Origin of the sequence: Streptomyces roseirectus, from assembly GCF_014489635.1 — a bacterium.
GTDB classification, from domain to species: Bacteria; Actinomycetota; Actinomycetes; order Streptomycetales; family Streptomycetaceae; genus Streptomyces; species Streptomyces roseirectus.
Window position 1 is genome coordinate 2,816,694 of sequence record NZ_CP060828.1, and the last position, 23,948, is coordinate 2,840,641.

The window sequence follows — 23,948 nt, forward strand, 5'->3', positions numbered from 1 at the left end:
GGGGAGCGCGTCGGTGCGTGCGCTGGGAGTTCCGGATGGTCCGGGCGTCCACAGCTTCAGCCGACGCGCTGTCCAAGTACGAGAATTCGGGTGCGCATGGCATTGACCCTCCCCCCGACGCGCATCCACTGTCAAGCGGGTGGGACGGGGGTCTCAGTATGTGAGCCAGGGCCATGGTGGTCGGGGTGGTCGGGGTGGTCGGGGTGGTCAGGGTCGTCAGCCGAGCGCCGGTCCCCCGCCCGCCAGCGCCGGCTGTGCCGGTCCGTGCGGGACCGGGTAGTGGCCGCGGGCGAGCGCGCGGCGCAGCCGGTACTCGTCGAGGGGTCCGGAGAAGGCGGTGCCCTGTCCGTGGGTGCAGCCCATCTCCCGCAGGGCGACGACCTGTTCGGGCAGGTCGACCCCTTCGGCGACGGTGTCGAGGCCCAGGTCGGCGGCGATCCGCAGGACCCCGGCGGTGATCTTGCCGAGGCGCGCGGACTCGACGACGCCCTCGACGAGCCCCCGGTCCAGCTTGAGGACGTCGACGGGGAGCCTGCGCAGCGCCATGAGCCCCGTGGAGCCGGCGCCGAGCCCGTCGAGCACGATCCGGACACCGAGGCGCCGCAGCGCGCTCAGACGGCGTTCCAGCTCGTCCAGGGGCACCGCCTGGCCGACGTCGGCCAGCTCTATCGCGAGCGCACCGGACGGCAGCCCGTGCCGGGTCAGCAGCGCCTCGACGGAGGCGAGCGGCGAGGAGCGGTCCAGGAGCCGGCGCGCGCTCACGCGGACGGTCACCGGCACGCTCAGCCCGGTCGCCGCGCGGTCGGCGGCCCGCTCGACGGCCTCGGCGAGCACCCACTGCCCGAGTTCGGCGGTCTTGTCGCTGTCCTCGGCGACCCGCAGGAACTCGCCCGGCGTGAACAGCACGCCCTGCGAGGAGCGCCAGCGGGCGGCCGCCGCGACGGACGAGATCCGGCCGTCCGCGAGCCGTACGACGGGCTGGTGCAGCAGCGTGAACTCGCCGTCGTTGAGCGCCGCGCGCAACCGCGTGGCCAGTTCCGCCTTGCGGACGACGTCCTGCTGCATCTGCGGCTGGTACAGCTCGACGCGGCCCTTGCCGCCGGACTTGGCGCGGTACATCGCGAGGTCGGCGTTGCGCAGCAGCTCGCCCGCGCCGAGGCCGGGTTCGGCGAAGGCGACGCCGATGGAGGCGTTGACGCGGACGTCGTTGCCGTCGATGGCGTAGGGCTGCGAGAGGGCGATCCTGAGGCGGTCGGCGAGCTCCAGGATGTGCCGCTCGCGCGCGGCGCGGTCGCGGGTGTTGTCGCCCATGATCAGCGCCGCGAACTCGTCGCCGCCGAGCCGGGAGGCCGTGTCGCCCTGGCGGACGGCGTCCTGGAGGCGGCGGGCGGCCTGGACGAGGAGGTCGTCGCCCGCGGCGTGGCCGATGGTGTCGTTGACGGCCTTGAAGCCGTCGAGGTCGATGAACAGGACCGCCGTGTTGCGCAGGGCGTGGCCCCGGTCGGAGCTGCGGCGGCCGGAGAGGGCCTGCTGGACGCGCTGGGTGAACAGGGCGCGGTTGGGCAGGTCGGTGAGCGGGTCGTGCTCGGCGCTGTGCTGGAGCTGGGCCTGGAGCCGGACGCGTTCGGTGACGTCGCGGCTGTTGAAGATCAGGCCGCCGTGGTGGCGGTTGACGGTGGACTCCACGTTCAGCCAGCCGCCGTCGCCGGAGCGGAAGCGGCACTCGATGCGGGTGGTGGGTTCCTCGCGCGGGCTGGTGGCGAGGAAGCGGCGCACCTCGTGGACGACGCCGCCGAGGTCGTCGGGGTGGATGAAGTGGGCCAGCTCCCGGCCGTGCATCTCCTCGGCGGGGCGGCCGTAGACGCCGGCGGCGGCCGGGGAGACGTACTTCAGGGAGCCGTTCGGGGCGGCGATCATGATGACGTCGCTGGAGCCCTGGACCAGGGAGCGGAAGTAGTTCTCCTTCTGCGCCAGCTCCTGGGTGAGCTTGACGTTGTCCATCAGCATGATCGCCTGGCGGACGACGAGCGCGAGGACGACGGCGCCCCCGGTGAACAGGACGACGCGGTCGACGCTGCGGCCGTTGAGGACGTTGTAGAGGATGCCCAGGGTGCAGACGGCCGCCGCGAGGTAGGGCGTGAGGGCGGCCAGCGAGCCGGTCATCGGGCGGGTGACCGGGACGCGGTCGGGCGGGGGCGTGGCCGGCTGGGGCCTCGGGTGGTCGAAGGCCGGCGGGGTCGGGCGGCCCGGGATGTGTTCGTGGACCACGCGCGCGGGGGCGTGGTCGCCGCTCCACAGGCCGGGTTCGCCGTACGCGCGGACCGGGGAGCGGCCGTGCGCGCGGGCCTGTCCGGAGCCCTGCGCGCGGGCCTGGGAGCGGGCCGCGGCCCAGGGCGCGTACGCCAGCAGGAGGGAGCCGGCGAACCAGCCGGCGTCCAGGAGCTGGCCCGAGCGGTAGTCGTTGTGCAGCAGGGGCGAGGTGAACAGGGCGTCGCACATCACCGTGAGCGCGAGGGCGCCGACGGCGGTGTTGACGGCCGTGCGGTTCACCGCGGACCTGCGGAAGTGCAGCACCAGGACCATGCTGACCAGCGCGATGTCCAGCAGCGGGTAGGCCAGGGGCAGCGCGGTGTCCGCGACGCCGGTGCCGCCGCTCTTGGCGGTCTGGGCGAGGGCGAGGCTCCAGGAGAGCGTGAGCAGGGAGCCGGCGATCAGCCAGGCGTCGAGCGCGAGACAGACCCAGCCGGCCTTGGTGACGGGCCGGGTCGCGAGGACCAGGAGGCCGACGATGGCGGGCGGGGCGAAGCACACGAAGAACAGGTCGGCGTAGCCGGGGCTCGGCACCTTGACGCCGAGGACGACCTCGTACCAGCCCCAGACCAGGTTGCCGAGGGAGGCCATCGTCGAGGACAGCGCGAACAGCAGCCACGCGGGTCGAAAGCGGACGTGGCGGCTGCGGGCGTAGAGGAAACAGGAGACGGCGGCGGTGCCCGCGGCGGCGCCGAGGCCGAAGTCGCCCATGATCAGGGCGAGTTGCTTGGATCCCCAGCCGAGCGCGGAGCCGACGGCGTAGCCCGCGCAGACCAGGGCGATGAGGAGTTGGTGGACGAGGTTGCGGGTGCCCGCGCCGGCCGGGGGCCGGGGGCGGGAGGCGCCCGGCACGGGGTGGGGGCGCAGGACGTCGTCGAGCGTCGTCGTCATGATGGAGGGCGGCGAGTTCACCAGGGCCTCCCGGAATGCTTCGGCCCCTGGCGCCGGCGGGTGCCGGTGCGGGGCGGGTGGTCGGTGCCGGCGTGGGACGCGCTGTTCCGGTTGCGGTGTGCGGTGTGACCGTCGTCCTGACCGTGTCTGCGTGGCGCGGTGCTCCAGGGTCGCCGTCGGCGGCCTCGCCGCGTCGGATCGTTCGCCCGTAGGCCGTGCATCGCCCGTCGCCCCCCTCACATGTCCGTTACGTCCATCCCCGGCGCCGAACAGTGCGCGGCGCAGCCCCTGTCGGGGACGATACACCAGTCTCGTCACTCAGGGACATAGTCTCTCTACTCTCCGTGACGACCAGCGACGATGCCGGTACACCCCGCGTCCGGAGGACTGCGGAGGGTACCTGTATCCGATTACATGACCGCCGTGCCCGTCGTCAGAATCACGTTCCGAAGAGGTTCACGGTTCACATATCGCGTCAACTGGTCCACCAGCAGACGCTTGGCGCGTGGCAGAAAAGCGCTGCTCGGGCCGCCGACATGGGGGCTGATCAGGACTCCCGGCGCGCGCCACAGCGGATGACCGGCCGGAAGCGGTTCGGGGTCGGTGACGTCCAGCGCGGCCGTCAGACGCTCCGACTCCAGCTCGGCCAGCAGCGCCTTGGTGTCCACCACCGCCCCACGCGCCACATTGACCAGCAGCGCGCCGTCCTTCATGCGCGCGAGAAACGGCTCGTTAACGAGCCTGTGCGTGCTCTCCGTGAGCGGCGTCACCACGATGACGACGTCCGCGAGCGGAAGCAGTTCCGGCAGCTCCTCGATGGAATGCACCGGTCCGCGCTCCGTCGTGCGCCGGGCGCGCGCGACCCGTACCACCCGCGCGACCTCGAACGCCGCGAGCCGGTCCTCGATCGCGGCGCCGATCGCGCCGTAGCCGAGGATCAGGACCGTGCGGTCCGCGAGCGCCGGGTGGAACGCGCTGCGCCACTCCTGGCGGTCCTGGGCCCGCACGAAGCCCGGGACGCCGCGCAGGGAGGCGAGGGTGAGGGTGAGGGCGAGTTCGGCGGTGCTGGTCTCGTGGACGCCGCGCGCGTTGCAGAGCCGCACGCCGGGGGGCAGCCGGGTGACGTGGGGGACGACGTCGTCGACGCCGGCGGTGAGGGTCTGGACGAGGCGGACGTTCGGCATGTGCGCGAGCGGGCCGACCCTGACCTCCTGGGCCTTCATGTACGGCACGACGTAGACGGCGCACCGCGCGGGATCGCCGGGGTAGGGCTGGGTGCCGTCCGGGCCGCCGTCCCAGAAAAGGTAGTCGGGGCCCTCCGGGAGGCCCGGCATCTCCTCCGGCGGGATGGAGAGCCAGACGTCTTGAACGCTGTGACGTGCGGTGTCGTCAGTCATGGTCAGGAGGCTATGTCAGGCACGCGCGCGTGCAGAGGTTAGGTTTGAGGGTCGGTACTGAGGGAGGGTCACGAGCAGGTGGAGCGCAGGACGATCGGCGCCGGCGCACTCTCGGCGGGGGCCGTCGGGCTCGGGTGCATGCCGATGAGCTGGGGGTACAGCGGTTCGCGGCGGCGGGGCGACGAATCGGTGCGGGCGGTGCACCGGGCGCTGGACGTGGGCTCGTCCCTGCTGGACACCGCCGACATGTACGGGCCGTTCACCAACGAGCTGCTGCTGGGGCGGGTGTTGCGGGAGCGGCGCTCCGACGCGTTCGTCTCCACGAAGGTCGGGCTGCTGGTCGGGGATCAGCACATCGTCGCCAACGGCCGTCCCGGGTACGTCCGTCGGGCCTGCGACGCGTCGCTGCGGCGGCTGCAGACCGACGTCATCGACCTCTACCAGCTCCACCGGGCCGATCCCGAGGTGCCCGTCGAGGAGACCTGGGGGGCCATGGCGGAGCTGGTCGCGGCGGGCAAGGTGCGGGCGCTCGGGTTCTGCGCGCTGGGGGCGCGCGGGCGGCGGCGGACCGGCGCACACCTCCACGAACCGACGCTCCGTCAGTTGACGCGCGTCCAGCAGGTGTTCCCCGTCAGCGCGGTCCAGGCGGAGCTGTCCGTCTGGTCCCCCGAGGCGCTGGCCTCCCTCCTCCCCTGGTGCGCCTCCCGCGACATCACCTTCCTCGCCGCCATGCCCCTCGGCAACGGCTACCTCACCGGCACCCTCACGCCGGGGCAGGGCTTCGAACCCGACGACATGCGCGCCCACCACCCCCGCTTCACCGCCGAGATGATGGCCGCGAACCAGCCCATCGTCGCGGGCCTACGCCGCATCGCCGCCCGCCACGGAGCGACGGTCGCTCAGATCGCCCTCGCCTGGGTACTGGCCCAGGGCGACCACGTGATCGCCGTACCGGGCGCCAAACAGGAACGCTGGGTCACGGAGAACGCGGGCGCCGCAGAGGTACGTCTGACGGAGGAGGACCTGACGGAGGTACGGAGGCTGCCGGGGGCGCTGGGGTCCTGGGACTGAGGGGTGCGGGGGTGGTCGGGGCCGACTTGTTGCACGCGCCCCGATCCAGGCGGTCGCGTCGGTACTGTCCCACTCTCCACAGGGCACCTCGCCGACCGAGGGCACCGGCCGGGTTCCAGAGCGACGCACCCGTGCGTCCTGCTGGCCGCCCTCGCCGTGTGCCGTCTCGTGGGGCTCGCACGAGTTCCCCCGGCAGGACCGGGCGGCCCGGTCTCGGGGGCGCGGACGTTACGAAGCCGGCGAGACGTGCGCTGGCGGAGGCTGTGCGGGCGCACACGGGCGGCTTCCGCGGGGAGTCGCCGTCCAAGATCTCGCGGTTCCGCAACGGCCGGACGTTGCCGCCGTGGAGCACGGTCGCGCACATCCACGCGTACGTGCTGACACACGGGACGTACAGCGAGCCGCCCGTGCAGGAGAGCGGGCGGGCCGAGGTGGAGCAGGAGAGCGTGCCGGAGCGGCGGGTGCGGAGGCGGTCTCGGAAGGTGACGATGGGAAGCGGCAGAGACTCGCGCGGCAGAGCCCTCCGTGCCGTCGCCGTAAGCCGTCTTCCCCGCCTTCGTCCCGTCCGAACGGCTTTCCTCCCGAGTCGTGACGGGCCGGTCCGTGCCCCGATTTCGGCTTCCCCACCTGGGAGTTCGGGTTCGGGGTGGCGGGGACGGGAACTTGTGGGGCGGTCGGGAGGTATGACAGGTAGGAGTCGGCGGAGGAAGGGAGCGGGATCGTGGGACGTCGTGGTGTGGTGGCCGGGGTGGTTGTGGGGGTGCTGTTGTTGGGGGCCGGGTGTTCGTCCGGGGAGTCCTCCGAGGGTGCCGAGGAGTCTCGGGGCGGGGGTGTGTCGTCCGGAGGGGGTGTGCCGTCCGGTGGGGGGTCGCCCTCGGCTCGGGGGGAGGTGCCGCCGGACAAGGGGAGTGTGCGGGTGGTGCGGACGGTCGTCGAGGGGTTGGAGTCGCCTTGGGGGGTGGTGGCGTTGCCCGGTGGGGGGCTGTTGGTGGCGTCGCGGGACGAGGGGACGGTCACGTCGGTCGACGCCGGCGGGCGGCGGAGCGAGGCCGGGGAGGTGGCCGGGGTCGCGCCGGACGGGGAGGGCGGGCTGCTCGGGCTCGCGCTGTCGCCGGGGTTCGCGTCGGACCGGATGGTGTACGCGTACTTCACGTCCGAGTCCGACAACCGCATCGTCCGGATGCGCTACGACGAGCGGGAGCCGGCGGGGCGGCGGCTCGGGGCGCCGGACACGGTGTTCCGGGGGATCCCCAAGGGGCACATCCACAACGGCGGGCGGATCGCGTTCGGGCCGGACGGGATGCTGTACGTCGGCACGGGCGAATCCGGTGACACGGGGCTCTCGCAGGACCGGGGCTCCCTCGGCGGCAAGATCCTCCGTCTCACCCCGGAGGGCGAGCCGGCCCCCGGCAACCCCTTCCCGGGCTCCGCCGTCTACTCCTACGGCCACCGCAACGTGCAGGGCCTCGCCTGGGACTCCCGCCGGCGCCTGTTCGCCGCCGAGTTCGGCCAGAACACCTGGGACGAGCTGAACGCGATCGCCCCCGGCGGCAACTACGGCTGGCCCGAGGCGGAAGGCACGTCCGACAACCCCCGGTACCGCAACCCCCTCGCCAAGTGGCCCACCGCCGACGCCTCCCCCAGCGGCATCGCCTACGCCGAGGGCTCCCTCTGGATGGCCGGCCTGCGCGGGCAACGCCTGTGGCGCGTCCCCCTGAACGGCACGGAGGCGTCCGCCGCGCCCCAGGCCTTCCTCGGCGAGGAGTACGGCCGTCTCCGCACGGTCGTCTCCGTCGGCGGCAACAAGCTCTGGGTGACGACCAGCAACACCGACGGCCGTGGCGACCCCCGCGACGGCGACGACCGCATCCTGGAACTGGAGGTGAGCTGACCCGCTCAGTCGTCCGCGTCCGGGCTCGTGTCCGGCCCCTCCACCGCCTTCGGCGCCCGCACCGTCACCTTCCCGGACGACAGATCTATCGGCCCCCTCCCCGGATCCCCGTCCCCCACGTCCTCCCGCGTCAGCTCCAGCCGGTTCTGCTCGTCCCGCGTGTGCTTGCGACCCGGCGAGAACAGTTCCTCGAAGGCGTTGAACATCGCACTTCCTTTCCGGGCCGGGGCGGATGGTCAGTCAGGAAGGCCCGGTGCGTGAACGGGTCCTGGGCCAGCTCGCGCAGGCCGCGCTCCAGGGGCTCGCGGCGGTGCGCGGGGAGCGCGTCGCGCTGGGCTGCGGCGCCCTCGGTGAAGTGGATCTGGTACACGCGGCTCCCTCCGGGGTACCTGGTCCTCCCATTGTCCCGCATCGGTCCCCCAACGGCCCTACCGCCGCCCGGCCCCGGCCGGCTCCCCCGCCGGGAACAGGCCCAGCCGGTGGGCGAGGGCCGCTGCCTCGCCCCGGCTGGACACCGAGAGCTTCGCGAGGATGTTGGAGACGTGGACGCTGGCGGTCTTGGGGGAGATGAAGAGCTGTTCGGCGATCTGGCGGTTGGTGTGGCCGGCGGAGACGAGGCGGAGGACATCCTGTTCGCGGGTGGTGAGGCCGAGGGGGTCGGTGGGGGCGGGCGGGGTGAGGGAGAGGCGGGCGCGCTGGGAGAGGTGGGCCGTGGACTCCAGGAGGGGGCGGGCCCCGAGGTGGTCGGCGAGGGCCCGGACCAGGCGCAGGAGTTCGGCCGCGCGGGCGCGGTCGTCGGGCTCGGGCGAGCTCAGCAGCGCCTCGGCGAGCCGGTGGCGCACGCGCGCGAGGTCGTAGGGGCGCTCCAGGCACTCGAACGCGGTGACGACGTCGGACCACTCGTCCGCCGTGTCGCGGCCCTCCGCCCGGTGGAGTTCCGCGCGGACCCACAGATCGTGCGCACGCCAGATGGGCACGGGGGTGGCGAGCTTGCGGGCGGTCTCACGGATGAGGGCGACCTGCTCGGGGGACGCCTCACGGACGTCCGCCTCGGCGGTCGCGGCGGCGAGCAGGAGGGCCCAGGCGTCGCGGTGGACGTGCGGGGCGAGCCCGGCGTCGAGGACGGCGGTGAGTTCCGCGCGGGCGTCGTCGATCCGGCCCTCGGCGGAGGCGAGGGCGACGGTGAGCGCGGCGAACGGCAGGACGTACTGGGGCATCTGGTCGTGCGGCCCGAAGGACGCGCGCCCCTCGGCGAGATACCGCGCCGCGTCGGTGAGGCGCCCGCGCGCGAGGGCGAGCCGGGCGAGGAAGAAGAAGCCAGCGCCGCGCGGCTTGGTCGCCTGGACGGAGTGCCGCGCGGTGGACGCCGCCTCGGCGGCCTCGTCCCACCGCCCGAGGGAGATCAGCGACTCGGCGAGGTTGGCCCAGATCCAGGGTTCGTTGCTGCGCAGCCCCCACTCCTTGACGATCCTGAGCCCTTCCCGCAGGACGGCCACGGCCTCGCCGGAGCGGCCGACGCTCTCCAGCGCGGACGGCAGGTTCACGTGGCTGCGGCCGACCTCGAAGAAGATCCGGCGGTCCAGCACCTGCTCCTTGACCTCGCGCATCTCCGCCAGCCCGGTCTCCACGTCCCCCGCGTTGACCATGAGCCCGCCGAGGTTCAGCCGGGCGTGGAACTCGATGTCCTCGGCGCCCACCATGCGCGCGTACTCGACGGCACGCTCGGCCGCCCGGATCGCGTCGGGACCGGGTTCGTGGAGCATCGACCAGGCGGCGGAGGCGGCCAGCACCTCGGCGTGCACCTCGGACGGCGGCAGCCCGCGCACGAGGTCCTGCGCGGTGGCCAGCTCCTGCCAGCCGTCGGAGCGCCCGAGCGCGGGCACCAGCCGGGACCGCTGGACCCAGAACCAGGCCGCGCGCAGCGGGTCGGGGTCCTCCTCCAGCAGCCGCAGCGCCCGCTTGGTGATCTTCAGGGCCCTCTCCCGCTCCCCCGACAGGCGCCCGGCGACCGCCGCCTCGGCCATGAGGTCGAGGTAGCGCAGGGGCGTCGTCTCCGGGTCGCAGCCGCACGGGGGGTAGACCTCCGCGTAGTCGACGGGCCGCAGGCTCGCCCGCACCTCGGCCGGGGCCGCGTCCCACAGTTCCATCGCCCGCTCCAGCAGCCGCAGTTGCTCGCTGTAGGCGTGCCGGGCGCGCGTCTCCACGGCGGCGTCCAGGACGGCCGGCAGCGCCTTCGCGGGGTCGTGCGCGTGGTACCAGTAGCTGGCGAGGCGGGTCGCGCGCTGGTCGGCGGGGACGAGCCCGGGGTCGGCCTCCAGCGCCTGCGCGTAGCGCCGGTTCAGCCGGGACCGCTCGCCCGGCAGCAGGTCGTCGCCGACGGCTTCCCGCACGAGCGCGTGCCGGAACCGGTAGCCGTCGCCGCCGGGCGTCGCCAGCAGGATGTTCGCGCCGACGGCCGCGCGCAGGGCCTCGATCAGGTCGTCCTCGGGAAGGCCCGCGACGGCGGCGAGCAGCGGGTACTCGACCGTCGACCCGCCCTCGGCGGTGACGCGTACGACGCGCTGCGCGTGGTCGGGCAGCGCCTCCACGCGCACGAGGAGCAGGTCGCGCAGGGAGTCCGTGAGGCCCGCGCAGCAGTCGCCGGAGCAGGCGACGGCCAGTTCCTCGACGAAGAAGGCGTTGCCGTCGGAGCGGGCGAAGATCTCGTCGACCTTCGCGGGGTCGGGCTCGGCTGCGAGGATCCCGGCGATCTGCCGGCCGACCTCCTCGCGCGTGAAGCGGGCGAGTTCGATGCGGCGGACCGTGCGCAGCCGGTCCAGTTCGGCGAGGAGGGGGCGCAGGGGGTGGCGGCGGTGGATGTCGTCGCTGCGGTAGGTCGCCAGCACGAGGAGGCGGCCCGTGCGCAGTGTGCGGAACAGGTAGGCCAGGAGGTGGCGCGTGGAGGTGTCGGCCCAGTGCAGGTCCTCGATGACCAGGACGACCGTGTGCTCGGCGGCGGCGCGCTCCAGGAGGCGGGCGGTCAGCTCGAACAGGCGGGCGGTGCCCTCCTCGTCGTGCCGCCCGCGCGCGGTCTCGCCGAGTTCCGGCAGCAGCCGGGCCAGCTCCTCCTCCTGCCCGGCGGCAGCGGCGGCCAGCTCCTCGGGCAGGGCCCGGCGCAGCGCGCGCAGGGCGGTCGAGAACGGCGCGAACGGCAGCCCGTCGGCGCCGATCTCGACGCATCCGCCGAGGGCGACGACGGCGCCCTGCCGCTCGGCGCCGGCCCCGAACTCCTCGACGAGCCGCGTCTTCCCGACGCCGGCCTCACCCCCGACCACCAGCGCCTGCGGCTCCCCCGCCGCCGCCCGCGCCAGGGCGTCGTTCAGCGAGCCGAGCTCATCCGCTCGACCTACGAACACGGGGCTGACCGACATCGTCTCCACGCTGCCGAGCATCGCACAGGGGTCTGACAACGCCCCAGCGGATATCGCCCCGGCCGATGCGGACGTCGGGAGCGCGGGAACGGCGAAGGGGCGGCCGACCCCCGTACGGCCGCCCCCGTGCGTCACGCTCACGCCGCCCGGGTGAACCGGTGCCGCAGCGGCCGGCCGGTATGGGAGTGCGCCGTGGCGTCCTGTTCGGTCTCCCGGCGCGCGCGGGTGGCCTCGTTGACCAGGCGCTCGTGGTCGGCGCGGCGGATGAGTTCGGCGGAACGCAGCTGGTGGGTCTCGTACTGGAACATCTGGGGCTCCCGTTTCTCTCTCGGTGTGGGCTCCAGCCTCCGTCGCGGAGGGGGTCCGGCACATCGGGAGAGTTCCGCATCTTGGCGGCGGGCAGGGGGCCTTAGAGACGGGATGAGGGTCCTTAGGGAGCGCCGTAGGTGCCTACGTCGCCCCTCTGAGGACCCTCATGCCGGTAGTGGTTCAGCTCGCGGACGGCAGCCCCAGAAGCGCGTCGCTGTACTTCAGGACGGCCAGCAGCAGGCCGATCACCCCGAGGGCGACGCCGCCCCACGCGATGGACTTGATCCACGCGGGCTGCGCCGTGCCGGGCGCCCCGAAGGCGGGGCGGACCAGGACGACGACGGCGGTCACGAGGGCGGTGAGGGCGAAGAGCCCGGCCCACATCGCGCTGGTCTTCCACGCGTCGCCGTACACCTCCTTGACCTGCGTCGCGACACTCGCCGACGACGACGTCCGCAATTGCCCGATCAGCGTCTCGCGCGCGGACGCGACCGTGCCGATCCAACTGCCGCTCAGCGAGACGAAGCCGAGCACGACGGCGACGACGGCCGCCGCGCCCTGGCCGACGAACGAGGGCTCCTTCTCCGCGCCGCCGGCTTCCTCGTCCGCCCCTTCGAGCAGTTCGGCGTCACCGTCGTCCGGAGTGCCGTCCTCGGCCGGCTCCACTTCGGAGATGTCCGCGACGGCTCCTGTGGCGTCGCTGTTCTCTTCTGTCTTCGTTGCCATGCCCCGCACCGTACGGACGCCGTCTGAGAGGTTCCTTAATGATCGTCGCGGGCGGTACGCGCGCGGAGGGCGTGCCATTCGGGGGCGAGGAGGGACCAGATCTCGATGTCGTGGCGTGTGCCCTTGTGGAGGTGGCTGCCGCGCAGGACGCCGTCGCGCCGCATGCCGAGGCGACGGGCGACGTTGAGGCTGGGGGTGTTGCCGGAGGCGGCGTGCCATTCGACGCGGTGCATGCCGCGTTCGAGGACGGCCCAGTCGATGAGGACGTGCATCGCGCGCGTGATGAGCCCCTTGCCGACGCCGGCGGGCTCCAGCCAGCAGCCGACCTCGCAGACGCCGGTGGCCGCGTCGAACGTCCGGAAGAGGACGCCGCCGATGAGCTTCCCGTCGGACCAGATGCCGTGCAGGCTGCCGGAGTCCTCGGTGCGTTTGTCGGCGAACCGCTTGAGCAACGCGCGCGTGGAGTCGACGTCGGTCTCGCGGGAGCCGAAGCCGATGAACTGGCCTATGTGTTCGCGCCCCCGGTCGAAGTGGGCGAGAAGTTCCTCGGCGTGCCACGTCTCAAGGGGCCTCAGCTCGGCCCCGTCGTCCCCCAGGGACACCCCGTACATGTACCGCTCCTCATCTCATACGACGATCTTCTCCGGCACCCTCTCACGCGTCCGCCCCTCGATGCTCACCCGAGGCAGCACCCGCCCCAGCCACCCCGGCAGCCACCAGTTCGCGCCGCCGAGCAGGTGCATCAGCGCCGGCACGAGCAGTGTCCGCAGGACGAACGCGTCCAGGGCGACGGCCGCCGCGAGGGCGATGCCGAACATGGCGATCACCCGGTCCCCGCTGAGCACGAACGCGAGGAACACCGAGATCATGATGACGGCCGCCGAGTTGATGACCCGGCTGGTCTCGGCGAGCCCCACGCGCACCGCGCGCCGGTTGTCGCCGGTCTCCAGCCACTCCTCGTACATGCGGCTGACCAGGAACACCTGGTAGTCCATCGAGAGCCCGAACAGCACGGACACGAGGATCACCGGCAGGAACGGCTCGATCGGCCCGGCCCGCCCGAGCCCCAGCGGCTCGCTCCCCCACCCCCACTGGAACACGGCGACGACGACCCCGAAGGCGCCCGCGACGGCCGCGAGGTTCATCGCGGCGGCCTTGAGGGGTATCCCGACCGACCGGAACGCGAGGAGCAGCAGCACGCACCCGAGCCCGATCACGACCCCGACGAACAGCGGCAGTTTCCCGACTACGACGTCCGCGAAGTCGTCGTACCCGGCGGTCACCCCGCCGACCGTCACGTCCAGCGAGGTCCCCGCGTGCGCGCGCGGCAGCACCTCGCCGCGCAGCCGCTCGACGAGTTCGCTGGTGCGCCGGGACTGCGGCGCGGAGTCGGGGACGACGGTGAGGTAGGCGACGTCCCCGCGCGCGTCGAACGTCACCGGGGTCACCGACGCGACGCCCGGCGTCGTCCGCAGCACGGTGTCGAGGCTGTCGAGCGCGAGCCGGTCCTCGGCGCCGGAGACGGGTGTGACGAGCGTCAGGGGGCCGTTGACGCCGGGGCCGAAGCCGGCGGCGAGGAGGTCGTACGCCTGCCGGGTGGTGCTGGCGCGCGGGTCGTTGCCCTGGTCGGAGGTGCCCAGGCGCAGGGCGAAGGTGGGCAGGGCGAGGACGGTGACGAGGGCCAGAGCGAGCGTGCCGAGGAGGCGGGGGTGGCGTTCGACGAACGCGGACCAGCGGGCGGCGAGTCCTGTGGGCAGTTCCGGCGCGGGGCCGTGTTCGGTGAGCCGTCGTCGCTCCCGGCCGCTCAGCGCGCGCGTGCCGATGTACGACAGCAGCGCGGGCAGCAGGGTGACGGCCGCGGCGACGGTGAGGACGACCGTCAGGGACGCGGCGATCGCGACGCCGTCGAGGAAGCTCAGGCGCAGGATCAGCATCCCGAGGAGGGCGATGCACACGGTGGCGCCCGCGAAGACGACGGCCCGCCCGGTCGTCGTGACGGCCTCGGTGGCGGCGTCCGTGACCGTCAGGCCGCGTTTGAGTCCGCGCCGGTGGCGGGTGACGACGAACAGGGCGTAGTCGATGCCCACTCCGAGGCCGACGAGCATCCCGAGCATCGGCGCGAAGTCGGCGACGGTCATCGCGTGCCCGAGGAGCACGGTCGCGCCGTACGCGGTGCCGACGCTGACGAGGGCGGTCGCGATCGGCAGGAGGGAGGCGGCGAGGGAGCCGAAGGCGAGGAAGAGGACGACCGCCGCGACGACGACGCCCACGGCCTCGGCGAGGTGCCCGCCGGAGGGCTCCGCGAGGGCGACCGCGCTGCCGCCGAGCGCGACCTGGAGGCCGTCGCCCTCGGCGGCCTTCGCGGTCGTCACGAGGGCCCGCGCCTCCCGCGTCGAGACGTCCCGCGCGGGGGCGTCGAAGGTGACGGTCGCGTAGGCGGTGTGCGCGTCCCGGCTGACCTGGCGTTCGCCGACCGAGGCGATGCCGGGGAGGGCGGCGATCCGGTCGAGGGTCGCGGTCATGGTCTGTTCGACGGCGGCGTCCCGCACGGACCCCTTCACGTGCCAGACGACGGTGTCGGTGTCCCCGCCGAGCTTCGGGAAGCCCCGCTCCAGGAGGGCGGCGGCGCGGCCCGACTCGGTGCCGGGTATCTCGTAGTCGTTGGAGTACGCCGGGCCCATGACGGCCGCCGCCGCGCTCACCCCGGCGAGGGTGCACAGCCACAGCAGGACGGTGAGAAGGCGGTGCTGGACACACCAACGAGCGAGCGCTGCCACGAAACGTGCTCCCGGACGCATGAGCAAGAGAAGACGCGTGAGCGACTTCTGTCACTCTTCGAGCACTCTTTCAGGGGAAGATGATCGTTTGCCCTGTTCGTGGGGTTACTCACGGAAATGCAAGCCAGATCACAGGACAATAACAACGTCTCTGTCAGCTGGTCGGCCTGGCCCGGCTTGGTCTAGTCGGTCTGGTCCCCGAAGGCCATCACCATGACACCGAGGATCAGCAGCCACAGGGCGCGCCGGGTGTGGCCGCGCGAGCCGAGGAACGCGGCGAACGCGCAGACCGCGGCGCCGGTCGCGAACGCCGCGGGGACGAGGGCCGAGGAGGGGCCGCCCAGCCGCATGAGGGCGGCGGCGAGACCGGCGAGGGCGAGCAGGGCGCCGGTGCCGGTCGCCGTCCAGCGGGCCCGGCGCGCGTCCTCGGCGGGGTCCGTGTCGTCGTCGTAGGCGTCCATGGGAGGGTGCGCGGTCACGTCGGCTGTCTCGTCCCGGGTGTCGGTCCTCATGGCGCGCGAGCGTAGCGCGTCATGTTGAGAGCGGTTCGGTGAGGAGTACGGCCCCGCTGCCCCGGATCACTCAACGCGGAATCTCAACGCGGGAAAGCGGGAAAGGGGGCCGGCGCGTCGCGGCGCCAACCCCCTTCGGGACTTCAGGACGTGAGGGTCAGCCCTCCGTCACACCCAGCTGCGCCAGGATCAGCTCCTTGACGCGTGCCGCGTCCGCCTGGCCCCGCGTCGCCTTCATGACGGCGCCGACCAGCGCGCCGGCCGCCGCGACCTTGCCGCCGCGGATCTTGTCGGCGATGCCGGGGTTGCCGGCGATGGCGTCCTCGACGGCCTTGGTGAGGGCGCCGTCGTCCGAGACGACCTTCAGGCCCCGCTTGTCGACGACCTCGTCCGGGGTGCCTTCGCCCGCGAGGACGCCTTCGATGACCTGGCGGGCCAACTTGTCGTTCAGGTCACCCTTGGCGACGAGTTCGGAGACCCGGGCGACCTGCGCCGGGGTGATCGCCAGCTCGTCCAGGGAGACCTGGGCCTCGTTGGCGCTGCGCGCGAGTTCGCCCATCCACCACTTGCGGGCGGAGGCCGCGTCGGCGCCGGCGTCGATCGTCGCGACAATCGGGTCCAGCGCGCCCGCGTTGAGGATCGCCTGCATGTCGGTGGCGGAGATGCCCCACTCGTCGAGCAGCCGGTTGCGGCGGGCCAGCGGCAACTCCGGGAGCCCGGCGCGCAGTTCCTCGACCCACTCGCGGGACGGGGCGACCGGCACGAGGTCGGGCTCCGGGAAGTACCGGTAGTCCTCGGCCTCCTCCTTCACGCGGCCCGAGGTCGTCGACCCGGTGTCCTCGTGGAAGTGGCGGGTCTCCTGGACGATCGTGCCGCCGCCGTTCAGGACGGCCGCGTGCCGCATGATCTCGAAGCGGGCCGCGCGCTCGACGGACCGCAGCGAGTTGACGTTCTTCGTCTCGCTGCGGGTGCCGAACTTCTCCCGGCCGTGCGGGCGCAGCGACAGGTTGACGTCGCAGCGCATCTGGCCCATCTCCATGCGGGCCTCGGAGACGCCGAGCGCCTTGATCAGCTCGCGCAGCTCACGGACGTAGGCGCGGGCGACCTCGGGGGCACGCTCGCCGGCGCCCTCGATCGGCTTGGTGACGATCTCGATGAGCGGGATGCCGGCCCGGTTGTAGTCGAGCAGGGAGTGGGACGCGCCGTGGATCCGGCCGGTGGCGCCGCCGACGTGCGTCGACTTGCCGGTGTCCTCCTCCATGTGGGCGCGCTCGATCTGCACGCGGAAGGTCTCGCCGTCCTCCAGTTGGACGTCCAGATAGCCGTTGAAGGCGATCGGCTCGTCGTACTGGGAGGTCTGGAAGTTCTTCGGCATGTCCGGATAGAAGTAGTTCTTCCGGGCGAAGCGGCACCACTCGGCGATCTCGCAGTTCAGCGCGAGGCCGATCTTGATCGCGGACTCGACGCCGGTCGCGTTGACGACGGGCAGCGCACCGGGCAGGCCGAGGCAGACCGGGCAGGTCTGGGTGTTCGCGTCCTGCCCGAGGGCGGTCGAACAGCCGCAGAACATCTTGGTCTTGGTGCCGAGTTCGACATGGACCTCAAGGCCCATGACGGGGTCGTACGACGCGAGAGCGTCCTCGTACGACACCAGGTCGGTCGTGGTGGTCACGGTGAAAACTTCCCTCTCAGCCCAGCAGGACGTCGTCGTCGCCCAGCCGCTTCAGCTCGCGGTACAGGATGGCGAGGCCGGTGACGATCGCGACCGCGGAGACGGTGGCGTCGATCAGGCGCAGGGTGTCCTGCTCGGCGCGGGCCTTCTTGATCTGCTTGGCGACACCGAACGCGCCGAACGCGGTGGTGGCGATGGACACGTACGTACCGGACTTGGACTTCTTGAAGCCCTTGGCCTTCGACAGTGCGTTGCTCACAGCGACGGAGCCTCCTCCAGGAGCGGGTGACCCCACTTTTCCACGAAGGCGGCCTCGACGGCGGCCCCGACCTTGTAAAGCCGGTCGTCCTTGAGGGCCGGCGCGATGATCTGGAGCCCGACCGGCAGCCCGTCCTCCGGCGCGAGACCGCACGGCAGGGACATCGCCGCGTTGCCCGCGAGGTTGGTCGGGATGGTGCACAGGTCGGCCAGGTACATCGCCATCGGGTCGTCGGCGCGCTCGCCGATCGCGAAGGCGGTGGTCGGCGTGGTCGGCGAGACGATGACGTCGACCTGCTCGAACGCCTTCTCGAAGTCCCGCGTGATGAGCGTGCGGACCTTCTGGGCGCTGCCGTAGTAGGCGTCGTAGTAGCCGCTGCTCAGCGCGTACGTGCCGAGGATGATCCGGCGCTTCACCTCGGGGCCGAAGCCGTCGGCGCGGGTGATCGACGTGACCTCCTCCGCCGAGTGCGTGCCGTCGTCGCCGGTCCGCCGGCCGTAGCGCAGGCCGTCGAAGCGGGCCAGGTTGGAGGAGCACTCGGACGGCGCGATCAGGTAGTACGCCGACAGCGCGAGGTCGAAGCTCGGGCAGTCCAGCTCGACGATCTCGGCGCCCAGCTCCTTCAGGAGCTGCACGGACTCGTCGAAGCGCTGGACGACGCCGGCCTGGTAGCCCTCGCCGCGGAACTGCTTGACGACGCCGACACGCATCCCGGCGACGCTGCCGTTGCGGGCCGCCTCGACGACCGGCGGGACGGGGGCGTCGATCGACGTCGAGTCCATCGGGTCGTGGCCGGCGATGACCTCGTGCAGCAGCGCCGCGTCCAGGACCGTGCGCGCGCAGGGGCCGCCCTGGTCGAGGGAGCTGGAGAACGCGACCATGCCGTAGCGGGACACGGCCCCGTACGTCGGCTTCACGCCGACCGTGCCGGTGACGGCGGCGGGCTGGCGGATCGAGCCGCCGGTGTCCGTGCCGATCGCGAGGGGCGCCATGTGCGCGGCGAGCGCGGCGGACGAGCCGCCGCCGGAGCCGCCGGGGATCTTCGTCAGGTCCCAGGGGTTGCCGGTCGGGCCGTACGCGCTGTTCTCGGTGGAGGACCCCATGGCGAACTCGTCCATGTTGGTCTTGCCGAGGATGACGACGTCGGCGGCCTTCAGGCGCTTGGTGAGCGTCGCGTCGTAGGGCGGGATCCAGCCCTCGAGGATCTTCGAGCCGACCGTCGTGGGGATGCCCTCGGTCGTGAAGATGTCCTTCAGCGCGAGGGGGACGCCCGCGAGGGGGCCCAGCTTCTCGCCGTTCGCCCGCTTCTCGTCGACGGCGCGCGCCTGCTTGAGCGCGCCCTCGCGGTCGACGTGCAGGAAGGCGTGCACCTTCTCGTCGACGGCCTCGATGCGGGCCAGGTGGGCCTCGGTGACCTGTACGGCGGTGAGTTCGCCGGACGCGATCTTCTCCGCCGTCTCGGCGGCCGTGAGCTTGATGATGTCCGTCACTGTTTAGTCCTCCCCCAGGATCTGCGGCACCTTGAAACGCTGCTGCTCCTGGGCCGGGGCGCCGGAGAGCGCCTGCACGGGGGTGAGCGAGGGACGGACCTCGTCCGCCCGCATGACGTTCGTCAGCGGCAGCGGGTGTGAGGTCGGGGGTACGTCTTGATCCGCGACCTCACTGACGCGGGCGACCGCGCCGATGATGTCGTCCAGCTGTCCCGCGAAGTGATCCAACTCTTCGCTCTCCAGCTCCAGACGCGCCAGCCGGGCGAGGTGGGCGACCTCCTCGCGCGTAATGCCAGGCATGCAGCGTTCCTCTGGGGTGAGTGTGTGTGGTTTGGGGCCAATCCTAGGGGGCGGGGGTGGGTGGGCGGTAAACGGTTATGGCGGGGCCGGGCGGTCGGGCTTTGGTTGCCCTCGGTTCCGCTGCGGGGGGCGTTGTGGATTTTTGAGCATTAAGGGGCAGGTGGGGGGTCAGTCGGAATTCGAACCGGCACCAGCTACCGTCCCGGCGGGCGCGCCAGCGCACGTTGGGACGGCCACCGGCATCAGCCACCCACCCTGGCGGGCGCGCAGCGCCCGTTCCAGGGGCGCGGGGAACTGCGCGACCAGCCACAACGGCGCAGCACCGCCATCGCACAGCACCCGGCAGGACGCACGAACTGTCCACGCACCCGCAGACGCGTCACTCTGCGGCAGGCAGCGCGGCGCGAGGACGTTGCCAACCCCGGGCACCCCGCGCGCGGAGCCACGCGGTCGTCTCCTCGGGAGGCATCGCGGCGGCGACCAGCCAACCCTGGACGGCGTCGCAGCCGAGGTCACGGAGGCGTTCCCACGTCTCGTCGTCCTCGACGCCCTCCGCGACGACCAGCAGACCCAGGGAGTGCGCGAGGTCGACGGTGCAGCGGACGATCTCCGCGTCCTGGGTGTCGACGGCGAGGCGGGCGACGAAGGAGCGGTCGATCTTCAGCTCGCTGACGGGCAACCGTCGAAGGTGGACCAAGGAGGAGTACCCGGTGCCGAAGTCGTCGAGGGACATCTTGACGCCGTGCCCGGTGAGCCCGTTGAGCGTGTCGGCGGCCCGCTGAGGGTCTTCGAGGAGCACATGTTCGGTGATCTCCAGCTGCAAGGCCCCCGCGGGGACCCCGTGGCGGGCCAGCCGCGCCGCGACGGACCCGGCGAACCCGGGCGTGTGGACGTCACGCGGCGAGACGTTCACCGCGACCGGCACCCGCAGTCCCTGAGCCCGCCAGCGCGCGACCTGCGCGAGGGCCGTCTCCAGCACGTACTCGGTGAGGTGCGGCATCAGTCCGGACGACTCGGCGATCGCGATGAACTCGTCCGGCGGCACCTTCCCCCGCTCGGGGTGCACCCACCGCACCAGGGCCTCAAGTCCGGCCACCTGCCCGTCGAACCGCACCTTGGGCTGGTAGTGCAGCTGCACCTCGTGCGCGTCGAGGGCCCGCCGCAGATCCCCCAACAGCCCCAGCCGGTCGGGGGTGTTGGAGTCCCGCTTGGACTCGTACACCTCGACGCCGGTCTGGTCCCGCTTCGCCTGGTACATCGCGACGTCGGCACGCCGCAGCAGCCCTTCCGCGTCGACGGCGTGGTCGGGGAAGACGGCGACCCCGGCGCTGGCCTCCAGCACGAGGGTGAGTCCGTCGAGGTCGAGGGGTGAGCTGAGCGTCGTCACCAGTCCCCGCGCGACCCGCGTCGCGGACGTCGTCGAGTCGGCGACCGGCAGCAGGACCGCGAACTCGTCCCCGCCCAGCCGCGCGACCTCGGCCCCGCGCGGGAGCGCCGTCTTGAGCCGGTCGGCAATCTGGAGGAGAAGCCGGTCACCGGCGAGATGCCCGAGTGTGTCGTTGACGGACCTGAAACGGTCGAGGTCGATCAGCATGAGGGCGGCCCGCGCCCCGATCCGCTCGGCGTCGTCGAGCGCCGTCCAGGTCCGCTCCAGCAGCCACTGCCGGTTGGGCAGCCCGGTGAGCGGGTCCCTGAGCTGTTCCTCGGCCCTGATGCGCGCGATCCACAGCGTGGAGTCGAGCGCGATGAGCGGGATGGAGAACAGCGGCAGCAGCACGGGCTCCGCGTCCGCGACGACGCACACCAGCGGCGCGATCCCGAGGAGCGCGACGGCGACGATGCCCTGCCGCACGAGCGCCGTCCGCGCGACGGTCGGCACGCCGCCGTTCGCGGGCGCCTGGAGGAACCAGAGCAGCACGCGTGTGACGGCGAGGTAGGCGACGGCGACGAGGACGATCTGCGGCGCCGTGTAGAGCGTCCACGTCTCGGGGTCCCAGGGCGCCTCGACGGTCGGCACCCGTCCGCCCACCGCGAGCACCAGCGCGCCCGCGCCGATGCCGAGGATGTCGACGGCGCCGTGCAGCACCCCCTGCCGCCAGCGGTGGCGCCGGGCGATGCCGACGAGGACGACGACGGTGAGGCTGACGAGTCCGGCGGGGACCCAGCCGTACAGCAGCAGGACGGCGAGCGTGAGGGCCGCGCCCGAGCCCGTGCCGCCCCACCAGCGCGCCCGCCCCAGCATGACGAGGTGTCCGACGACGACGCCCGTCAGGAGCGCCAGCGACCAGCCCAGTTCGCCGGAGGGGAACAGGGCGTGTCCGCCCGTGAAGGCCCGGTAGAACCCGGCGCCCAGCGCGAACGCGGCGGCCGCGACGACGACGGCGGGCAGCGCCGGCCAGGTCTGCCGCTCCCCCTCGCCCTCGGCGGCCGGCAGCGCCACCACGGCCTCCTCGGCCGTGCGACCGGCCCACAGGCTCCGCCAGCTGATCCCGGCCGTCCGGCGCGGGCGCAGCCGGGAGTCCGGGGCGGCGCTCTCGGTCGGTTCCATTCCCGTCCCTCTCACAGCCGGCGGTGCCCACGCCGTGCGGCGCGCGCCCGGCCGTGCTCCGGGCGGCGCCGCGTGGGAAAACCCTGGTCCCCAACAGTAGGCCGCTCAGGGCGAGTAGGGGCAGCGCTCGGTGACGGTTGCCCGATTACGCACCGGCCACCCGTATCGCCGTGGAATGCGCCGAACGGGTGGCCTTTCACGGCTACTCCTCGACCGGAAGGGCCGCGTCCGCCGCCGCCTCGGGGCCCTGCTCCAGGAGGACGGCGAAGCCCTCCTCGTTCAGCACGGGCACCTTGAGCTGCATCGCCTTGTCGTACTTGGAGCCGGGATTGTCACCCACGACCACGAAGGACGTCTTCTTCGAAACCGAACCGGTGACCTTTGCTCCCCTCGTCTGAAGGGCCTCCTTGGCGCCGTCTCTGGTGTGGTGCTCCAGGGTGCCGGTGACGACGACGGTCAGGCCCTCCAGCGGGCGCGGGCCCTCGTCCTCGCCGTTGTGCTCGTCCTCCATGCGGACGCCGGCCGCCTTCCACTTGCGCAGGATCTCGCGGTGCCAGTCCTCGGCGAACCACTCCTTGACGGCGGCGGCGACGATCGGGCCGACGCCGTCCGTGTCCTTGAGTTCGTCCTCGGTGGCCTGGTCGATGCGCTCGATGGAGCGGAACTCCCGCGCCAGCGCCTCGGCGGCGACCGGGCCGACGTGCCGGATGGACAGGCCCGTCAGGACGCGCGCCAGGGGGCGTTCCTTGGCCGCCGCGATGTTCTCCAGCATCGCGAGCGCGTTCTTCTTCGGCTCGCCCTGCTGGTTGGCGAAGACGGTCGCGATCTTCTCCTCGCCGGTCTTCGGGTCGCGCTTGGGCAGCCCGCTGTCCTGGTCGAGGACGTACGCCTTGATCGGCAGGAGCTGGTCGATGGTGAGGTCGAAGAGGTCGCCCTCGTCGAGCAGGGGCGGGGTGTCGGGCTCCAGCGGCTTGGTGAGGGCGGCCGCCGCGACGTACCCGAAGTGCTCGATGTCCAGGGACTTGCGGCCCGCGAGGTAGAACAGGCGCTCGCGCAACTGGGCCGGGCAACTGCGGGCGTTGGGGCAGCGCAGGTCGACGTCCGCCTCCTTCATGGGCCGCAGCGGGGTGCCGCACTCGGGGCACTCGGCGGGCATCACGAACGCGCGCTCGGTGCCGTCACGCAGGTCCGCGACCGGGCCCAGGATCTCCGGGATGACGTCGCCGGCCTTGCGCAGCACGACCGTGTCCCCGATGAGGACGCCCTTGGCCTTGACGACGTCCTGGTTGTGCAGGGTCGCGAACTCGACCTCGGAGCCGGCGACCGTGACCGGTTCGACCTGGGCGTACGGGGTGACGCGGCCGGTGCGGCCCACGCCCACGCGGATGTTGATCAGCTTGGTGTTGACCTCCTCGGGCGCGTACTTCCAGGCGATGGCCCAGCGGGGCGCGCGGGAGGTGGAGCCGAGGCGGCCCTGGAGGGGGATCTCGTCGAGCTTGACGACGACGCCGTCGATCTCGTGTTCCACGGAGTGGCGGTTCTCGCCGAAGTGGGCGATGAACTGCCGTACGCCGTCGAGGTCGTTGACGACCTTGTTGTGGCGGGCGGTGGGCAGGCCCCAGCCCTTGAGGAGGTCGTACGCCTCGGACAGGCGCGTGAGGCCGTCGTAGCCCTCCAGGGCGCCGATGCCGTGGACGACCATGTGCAGCGGGCGGGAGGCGGTCTTGCGGGGGTCCTTCTGGCGGAGCGAACCGGCCGCCGCGTTGCGCGGGTTGGCGAAGGGCTTGTCGCCGGCCTCGACCAACTGGGCGTTCAGCTCGGCGAACTTCTCCATCGGGAAGTACACCTCGCCCCGGATCTCGACGAGGTCGGGGACGCGCTCGCCCGCGAGGCGGTCGGGGATCTCGGCGATCGTGCGGACGTTGGGCGTGATGTCCTCGCCCGTGCGGCCGTCGCCGCGCGTCGCCGCGCGCGTGAGGCGGCCGTGTTCGTAGGTGAGGTTGACGGCGAGGCCGTCGACCTTCAGCTCGCACAGGAAGTGGTGGACGGTGGTGCCGACGTCCTTGTGGACGCGCTCGGCCCAGGCGGCGAGTTCGAGGTCGTCGAAGGCGTTGTCCAGGGACAGCATGCGCTGGCGGTGTTCGACGGACGTGAACTCCGTCTCGTAGGCGCCCGCGACCTTCTGGGTCGGGGAATCCGGCGTGCGCAGCTCGGGGAACTCGTCCTCCACGGCCTCCAGGGAGCGCAGGAGCGTGTCGAACTCCGCGTCGCTGATGACCGGGGCGTCCTTCACGTAGTACCGGAAGCGGTGTTCCTCGATCTGCTCCGCGAGCTGCGCGTGCCGCTCCCGGGCCTCGGTCTGCTTGTCGCCGGCCACCTTTGTCC

Annotated in this window: 17 protein-coding genes; 2 read left to right on the plus strand and 15 right to left on the minus strand. The window is 72.5% G+C overall.

All coding sequences use genetic code 11. The features are described 5' to 3' along the window. Positions 1-216: 216 nt before the first annotated feature. Positions 217-3,222 carry a putative bifunctional diguanylate cyclase/phosphodiesterase gene (locus IAG44_RS11495; protein WP_187747033.1) on the minus strand — a complete coding sequence of 1,002 codons (3,006 nt, stop codon included), beginning with the start codon at positions 3,220-3,222 and terminating at the stop codon, positions 217-219. Between the two features lie 389 nt (positions 3,223-3,611). Continuing rightward, positions 3,612-4,598 carry a 2-hydroxyacid dehydrogenase gene (locus IAG44_RS11500; protein ID WP_187747034.1) on the minus strand — a complete coding sequence of 329 codons (987 nt, stop codon included), beginning with the start codon at positions 4,596-4,598 and terminating at the stop codon, positions 3,612-3,614. A gap of 78 nt (positions 4,599-4,676) precedes the next feature. Here IAG44_RS11500 and IAG44_RS11505 point away from each other — a divergent pair, with 78 nt between their 5' ends. After that, positions 4,677-5,669 carry an aldo/keto reductase gene (locus IAG44_RS11505; RefSeq protein ID WP_187747035.1) on the plus strand — a complete coding sequence of 331 codons (993 nt, stop codon included), beginning with the start codon at positions 4,677-4,679 and terminating at the stop codon, positions 5,667-5,669. A gap of 721 nt (positions 5,670-6,390) precedes the next feature. Continuing rightward, positions 6,391-7,560 (plus strand): PQQ-dependent sugar dehydrogenase, encoded by a 1,170-nt coding sequence (locus IAG44_RS11510; RefSeq protein WP_246561646.1) that lies wholly within the window; start codon positions 6,391-6,393, stop codon positions 7,558-7,560. Positions 7,561-7,565: 5 nt separating this feature from the next. Here the strand turns inward: IAG44_RS11510 and IAG44_RS11515 are convergent, their stop codons facing one another. The 13 genes from IAG44_RS11515 to ligA all read right to left on the minus strand — a co-directional run bounded on the left by IAG44_RS11515 (position 7,566) and on the right by ligA (position 23,940). Then, positions 7,566-7,766 carry a DUF6191 domain-containing protein gene (locus IAG44_RS11515; RefSeq protein ID WP_187747036.1) on the minus strand — a complete coding sequence of 67 codons (201 nt, stop codon included), beginning with the start codon at positions 7,764-7,766 and terminating at the stop codon, positions 7,566-7,568. A gap of 222 nt (positions 7,767-7,988) precedes the next feature. Next, positions 7,989-10,991, minus strand: a complete 3,003-nt coding sequence (locus IAG44_RS11520) for a helix-turn-helix transcriptional regulator (RefSeq protein WP_187752624.1) — start codon at positions 10,989-10,991, stop codon at positions 7,989-7,991. Between the two features lie 116 nt (positions 10,992-11,107). Further along, positions 11,108-11,278 carry a hypothetical protein gene (locus IAG44_RS11525; RefSeq protein WP_187747037.1) on the minus strand — a complete coding sequence of 57 codons (171 nt, stop codon included), beginning with the start codon at positions 11,276-11,278 and terminating at the stop codon, positions 11,108-11,110. A 181-nt stretch (positions 11,279-11,459) separates the two neighbouring features. Continuing rightward, on the minus strand, positions 11,460-12,005 hold the full coding sequence (locus tag IAG44_RS11530) for a hypothetical protein (protein ID WP_187747038.1): 546 nt from the start codon (positions 12,003-12,005) through the stop codon (positions 11,460-11,462). A 35-nt stretch (positions 12,006-12,040) separates the two neighbouring features. Then, positions 12,041-12,616: a GNAT family N-acetyltransferase gene (locus IAG44_RS11535; RefSeq protein ID WP_187747039.1), complete on the minus strand. Its 576-nt coding sequence runs from the start codon at positions 12,614-12,616 to the stop codon at positions 12,041-12,043. 15 nt (positions 12,617-12,631) lie between these two features. Beyond that, positions 12,632-14,782 carry an MMPL family transporter gene (locus tag IAG44_RS11540; protein ID WP_187747040.1) on the minus strand — a complete coding sequence of 717 codons (2,151 nt, stop codon included), beginning with the start codon at positions 14,780-14,782 and terminating at the stop codon, positions 12,632-12,634. A gap of 182 nt (positions 14,783-14,964) precedes the next feature. Further along, a complete protein-coding gene (locus IAG44_RS11545; RefSeq protein ID WP_187752625.1) occupies positions 14,965-15,243 on the minus strand; it encodes a hypothetical protein in 279 nt (92 codons plus the stop codon). A 208-nt stretch (positions 15,244-15,451) separates the two neighbouring features. Further along, positions 15,452-16,966, minus strand: a complete 1,515-nt coding sequence (gene gatB, locus IAG44_RS11550) for an Asp-tRNA(Asn)/Glu-tRNA(Gln) amidotransferase subunit GatB (protein ID WP_187747041.1) — start codon at positions 16,964-16,966, stop codon at positions 15,452-15,454. 16 nt (positions 16,967-16,982) lie between these two features. After that, positions 16,983-17,225, minus strand: coding sequence for a hypothetical protein (locus IAG44_RS11555; RefSeq protein ID WP_010356884.1), 243 nt, complete (start codon positions 17,223-17,225; stop codon positions 16,983-16,985). Further along, positions 17,222-18,715: an Asp-tRNA(Asn)/Glu-tRNA(Gln) amidotransferase subunit GatA gene (gatA, locus tag IAG44_RS11560; RefSeq protein ID WP_187747042.1), complete on the minus strand. Its 1,494-nt coding sequence runs from the start codon at positions 18,713-18,715 to the stop codon at positions 17,222-17,224. The genes IAG44_RS11555 and gatA overlap by 4 nt, the downstream gene beginning before the upstream one ends. A gap of 3 nt (positions 18,716-18,718) precedes the next feature. Then, a complete protein-coding gene (gene gatC, locus IAG44_RS11565) occupies positions 18,719-19,015 on the minus strand; it encodes an Asp-tRNA(Asn)/Glu-tRNA(Gln) amidotransferase subunit GatC (protein WP_010356882.1) in 297 nt (98 codons plus the stop codon). 379 nt (positions 19,016-19,394) lie between these two features. Then, positions 19,395-21,563: a putative bifunctional diguanylate cyclase/phosphodiesterase gene (locus IAG44_RS11570; RefSeq protein WP_187747043.1), complete on the minus strand. Its 2,169-nt coding sequence runs from the start codon at positions 21,561-21,563 to the stop codon at positions 19,395-19,397. Between the two features lie 202 nt (positions 21,564-21,765). Continuing rightward, entirely contained in the window at positions 21,766-23,940 is a 2,175-nt protein-coding gene (gene ligA / locus IAG44_RS11575; RefSeq protein WP_187747044.1) for an NAD-dependent DNA ligase LigA, read from the minus strand. Positions 23,941-23,948: the final 8 nt, after the last annotated feature.